2 protein-coding genes and 2 pseudogenes are annotated in these 5,525 nt (G+C 58.3%); 1 reads left to right on the top strand and 3 read right to left on the bottom strand.

Annotated elements, in window-relative coordinates; genetic code table 11:
* Positions 1 to 532 precede the first annotated feature (532 nt).
* The gene (locus tag ACYP5B_RS05605) at positions 533 to 1,159 is read right to left on the bottom strand and encodes a response regulator transcription factor (protein ID WP_459568906.1); all 627 of its coding nucleotides are present in this window, start codon (positions 1,157 to 1,159) and stop codon (positions 533 to 535) included.
* A gap of 875 nt (positions 1,160 to 2,034) precedes the next feature.
* Between ACYP5B_RS05605 and ACYP5B_RS05610 the strand changes: the two are divergent.
* Positions 2,035 to 2,970 (top strand): annotated as a pseudogene (locus ACYP5B_RS05610) (LysR family transcriptional regulator).
* Between the two features lie 117 nt (positions 2,971 to 3,087).
* Here the strand turns inward: ACYP5B_RS05610 and ACYP5B_RS05615 are convergent.
* Positions 3,088 to 3,717, bottom strand: coding sequence for a glutathione S-transferase family protein (locus ACYP5B_RS05615; protein WP_459568907.1), 630 nt, complete (start codon positions 3,715 to 3,717; stop codon positions 3,088 to 3,090).
* A 415-nt stretch (positions 3,718 to 4,132) separates the two neighbouring features.
* Positions 4,133 to 5,307, bottom strand: a pseudogene (locus tag ACYP5B_RS05620) (MFS transporter); the annotation flags it as partial.
* Positions 5,308 to 5,525 lie beyond the last annotated feature (218 nt).

Consider the following 5,525-nt stretch of genomic DNA (forward strand, 5'->3'; position numbering starts at 1 on the left):
CGTTCCACCACTGCATCCAGCACCACGCCACTGAGTCCATCTTCGGGTTCGAGAACACGGAGTGTGCCCTAATCTTCATCACCTTGAAAGGGGTGGGAATAGAGGCCTGTCACTGACTACAGGTCTCTCGGATCGATTGAGACGTCTCTCATAACGCCGGAAGTCTCCGAATACGAGAGCGCTCCCTGCTTAGGTGTACGCACGATTGCGTGCCACGCCAGCCTGCACTCCCATAAACGATACCTTCGTATGGTGGCCTATCAGGCTCCCTGTGCATAGCATATCAACTGTCCCATCCCCAAGGGACATGGTGTTTCCCCGTTGAGCCCAGCACGCGAGCTGGGTTCTTTTTTATTCGCTCACAGAGCGGCTGAAGGATACGAAGATGAGACCGCCGACGACTAGACAGACATCCGGATGCTGTCGGTTCCCCAGAGGCTGTGTCCACGCACAGCCAGATCTACCAAAGCCAGGGTCGCTCGACACCGTCGCAACCCGTCGCATCATGGCCTTGCCCTAGACCTCATGGCACTTATCTGTCTCCTCGCCCGATCCCCAGCGCATCGGCCTTCCGCACCAGATCGGCCACCGACTTTGCCATCATCTTCTTCATGACCATGCCACGGTGGCCCTTGACTGTAATCTCGCTCAGATACACCGCCGAGGCGATCTGCTTGTTCAACATTCCCGAGACCACCAGCGCCATCACCTCCCGCTCGCGTTTAGAGAGACACCCGTAGGCCGCGCGCAGTGCCGACATCGATTCTTCGTCGTCCAGACGTCTTCGATCCAGCTCAAGCGCTTGGCTCACGGAGCTTAGGAGCTCTTCCTCACAGAAAGGTTTGAGGAAGAAATCAAATGCACCAGCCTTCATCGCCTTCGCACACGCATCTGTATTTTCCCTGCACGATACGAAGACGACTGGCATCTTCAGGCCGAGCACCGGCATTTCTTTCTGGAACTCCAAGCCATTTCCATTGACATTAATATCAAGCACAAGGCAACTTGGCGAGTTTGAAGCGCGAAAATTGACAAATTCCTCCGTACATTTGAAACTTTCGGCACGCATGCCAGATGCCTGAAGTAGGTTATACGTAGATAGGCGCGCCATCTCGTCGCTGTCGACGACGTAGATAACTGAAGAGTCTCTCACGTCCATAGTGGTTATATTTGAGGCTCAAGATCGGCATGCAGCGAGCACCGACGCACATTCACACCGCCGCCCATTCTCCACGAAAGGGCTCCCTCACCCCACCGCATGCCGTCCCGCAGTTGATCTAATGAACTGTTGAATCGGTACCTCTTCGTACAGATGATGATGTCCTCCGAAGAATGCCCCGGCCGCGTATTCTCGGGGCGCTGTTATTCTCGATGCGAGCTCAAACGCGTTACAGCCGGTGTTAGGCATCTAGCACTTCCTGTCGCGTCTTGGCTATCGTGCCGAAATACCGCTGTCTGCCCCCATCGAATAGTTTTAGATTCAGAATGAAGCATACCAAGTCTGATAGACATGGGCTTTTCAAGATGGATGCTCCCTTCCTGGCTGTTGGTGGTACACGCAAACAACCGTTAAGATTACCCAAGATCGCCAGTTTTATCGATATCTTCACGGTTTGTGTGGCGCATTCGTTCCAGCGGACTCGCAGAACGGCGAGGCTCATTCGCTAGCCATAAAGCATCGACATTTGCTTGGCGAGCAAAACAGAATTGAGTAGAGTCGGGCATTGTTAGCCGTTCTATTGTGGCTAGAATAGGTTCACTCCGACGGGACCTCAAACGACCCGTTTTTGCATTTGAAGACGGATCTAATAAGGCCCGTGATGAAAGCGGCCGTCGACAGCGTGTTCGGATTGCCAGCGCCTTCCTGGCAGCCTCAATTTGCAGCTCCTGCGCTGTAGCAGAGCGCTGCGTCGACCATGCCACGGCAGCTGACGTGGTGAATTGATGGATCAATGATGCACTCGCCTATGCCCGAAGCGGTCAATGATTGGCCCGTCGTGATCCACCCTCACGCGCTGGGCAAAGGAAAGGCTAATGGATCTATTGTCGGTTGAAGCGTTTGTTCGGGTCGCAGAGGCGAAGAGCATTGCTGAGCCAGCCCGGATGATGGGCCTGTCAAACTCCGGAGTGAGTCGGGCAGTCAGCCGCCTCGAGGCCCAGACTGGCGTGGTGTCGCTGAATCGCACAACGAGAAACGTCGGCATCACGGCGGAGGGCGAGGCTTTCTTTGAACGTTGTAGGAGAATCCTCGCAGACCTAAAAGACGCAAAGACCGAGCTGATAGAGTCGACCAGCGGCCCAACTGGGAGACTGAGGATCACGGCACCTATTGGCTATGGCAGATCGGTGCTGATTCCGATGCTGATTCCGATGCTGATTCCGTTCAGGCGGCGCTATCTCAAGCTAGTTGTTGAAACAAACCTATCAGACGCCCCGGTCGATGTCTTGGATGAAGGCTTCGATCTGGCGATCAGAGTTGGGGCGCTGATTCCTTCGAATCTTGCGTCGTGCAGCCTCGGTGCCACACAATTGATTGCCTGCGCCAGCCCCGATTATCTTGGCGAACGTGGATTCCCCGAGGTTCCTGACGATCTACATGCCCACGATTGTGTCGCGTATTTTTCACCAAGCACCAGGCGCTTTCACGACTAGCACTTCTCGCTTGGCGACACGCCACGTGTTGTGAAGGTCGGCGACATCGCGCGGAACGTTGTCTACCATTGCGATGCGCTCGTTGATGCAGAGCCGTCCGGCGCGGGCATCGCCTACCTACACGACTACGCTGTTCGGCGCCACATCGACAATGGCTCGCTGCTCCGGGTGCTCTCAGAGTTCAAGACGCCACGACGGTCCATCCAGGCTCTCTATCCCATTGCCCGCGCTGTCACGCCCAAGATTCGAGCATTCATCGCACACGCTGTCGACAATCTGAGACCTTCGGCTCCGGCCCACCACGTCTCCGCGGCCTAGATCACCGGCCGCCCATCTGGTAGGCGGCTCCATATTGGATCGATATCAGCCCGCCCCCGCCCGGTCCACTGCTAGCGGCAGACCCGCTACGCGGAATCGGCCGCCCAGATTTGACACTTACGCGGTAACTGGAACCAGCCCCTCGACCTTCTTTATCGCTCGCCCAACGGCCGGACGGCTTTGCACTGCATCGTACCAACGCCGAACGTTGTCGAAGTCATCCAGCGTCAGATCGGGAAACCCACGACGCCAGATCCAACCGAAATGAGCAATGTCGGCAATGGAAAACTCGTCTCCTGCCGCGTACTCGCGCTCTTCCAAAATCCCATCGAGCAGCCCCAGTTGCCGCTTCGCTTCCGTGACGAATCGCTCTACCGCGTGAGGAATTTGCTCAGGCGCAAACTTCTGGAAGTAGCCGGCCTGCCCGAAGGCCGGACTGAGGCCCGACGCGTGCACAAACAACTGCTCAAACGTCCTAGCTCTGGCAGCCGGGTCACGAGAAAGGAGTTCCCCGTGCTTTTCCGCAAGGTAGACCAGAATGGCCGCCGATTCGCTCAAGACAAAGGCACGCTCCAGGTCCGCGATTACCGGCACTTTCCCATTGGGGTTGAGCGCGAGAAAGCTATCACGCTTCTGCTCACCGTGGCGTACGTTGACGGCGTGAAGTTCATACGGCACCCCGAGCTCCTCCAAAGCGATAGGGACCTTGACGCTGTTAGGCGTAGAGAAAGCGTAGACCTCATACATGAGATGTTCCTCAGTTCATGTGCCGCATCCAACGGCGGCTGTGTTGGATTACAAGAATCAGAAAGTTGCGTGACTCGGCTGGAGAACGTGGTGCCGAGCCGCGTAGCGACGGTACGCCACGCGGCGGTCAATCAACCTCACCAGTGACCGCTAACCCGAGGGCCGGCTTAGCGAGGCATTCGTCGAGAACGCGTTTGTGCCAGTCGACCAGCGCCCAATATCCGACCTTCGCGCAACCAGGCTGCTATGCTGGAATAAGATGCTCCGGCGCGGTAGACACCAGACACGAATAACAGCCATTCCCACGCGGAATATGTGTCACCCGAACCACCTTTTGGTGCCGAACGTCCCCACGCGGTCCGGCCCGCTGCAAATCTGCCGGCCGTAGCCCCAACGCCCTCGCGATCAGCGACGGGAGCGCGGCCAATGCGCTACCGAGCGCCAGGGCCGACACGCCAACCCAGCCCGAACGGGCCAACAGCAAGCTTCCCAAAGCGGCCCCCGACGACATGCCGGTGAACATCCTACAAAAAGCACTGCGTTGAGTCGGCTGCGCGCACCCGGGTCGACGTCGTAGGTGATCGTCTGACGTGCAACGAGGGAAATCTGCGCACCGAGGTCGAATAAGATCGCACAGATAGCTATTAATGCGAGCTGCGCAAATGGGGCCAGCAGGGGAGAAAAAAGCATCGCCCCGAATGCCGCCGCCGTCAATGTAGCCCCGAGCCGCGTGACAAGCTCGGGACCGCGCTTGTCCGAAACGCGGCCAGCTAACGGCGCGGCAAGCGCCCCGGCGGCCCCAGCCAGTCCGGACGCGCCCGCGCTAGTGCCGTTCAAATGAAACGGCGCAGCGTGGAGCATGACCGACAGCGTCGACCAGAATGCGCTAAACCCAAGCGACAGAAAGCCCTGTGCCAGCGTCGCGCGGCGCAAGTCGCCATACTGTCTCCACAGCTTGAGCAGTGAGGCAAGCAGCGAGAGGTAAGACATCCGCGCGGTTGGGAGAAAGCGCGGCAGCTTTCGCCAGCACGCCACTCCGATCAATGCAATGCTCGCCGCCGCCATGTAGAACATCGCATGCCAGCCGTGGTGCTCCGCCGCGAAGCCTCCAACCGCTCTTGACAGCAACATTCCCATCAGCAAACCTGTCATCACCGTACCCACCACTTTTCCACGATGCCTGTCGGGCGCAAGTGTCGCCGCGGCCGGCACCACGTCCTGCGCCATCGTCGCCGTGAAGCCAATGCAGGCGCTGGCAACGAGCAGCATCCCAATTCCCGGGGAGAGAGCTCCAGGCAGGAGTGCCAACGTCAGAGCCGTCGCCTTGAGAACGATGATGCGACGGCGATCAAATCGCTCTCCCAGCGGCGCAAGCAGCAAGATCCCCGCCGCATAGCCAAGTTGCAGCAGCGTTGGCACGAGGCCGATCGTGCTCCCGGACGCCCCGATATCGTCGGCAAGCACACCAAGCAACCCCTGGCTGAAGTACAGCGACGCGACAGGCAATCCCGCCGCTGCCGCCAGCAGCATCACCGTCTTATTGGGTAGCGTCGTGTGGGGAGCTGTGGACTGGCTGTCCGTCGGACTCATGGTTCGCGTGGAAGGAGGCTTGGTGGCCGACATATTGATTGATGGTCAACTAAGGGAGTAGAACTAGGCGTCTCACTGCGCTTGCCGCAGCTGAGCCGCGCGTTGGCGCCAACCGCTTAGAGCCACCCCTTTCAAGGTGATGAAGATTAGGGCACACTCCGTGTTCTCGAACCCGAAGATGGACTCAGTGGCGTGGTGCTGGATGCAGTGGTGGAACG

This window comes from Cupriavidus sp. 8B (genome assembly GCF_054589115.1).

Excerpts from the sequence above, each read along its gene's own strand:
- ACYP5B_RS05605 (WP_459568906.1), bottom strand. The coding sequence starts at position 1,159 with ATGGACGTGAGAGACTCTTCAGTTATCTACGTCGTCGACAGCGACGAG.
- ACYP5B_RS05615 (WP_459568907.1), bottom strand. The coding sequence starts at position 3,717 with ATGTATGAGGTCTACGCTTTCTCTACGCCTAACAGCGTCAAGGTCCCT.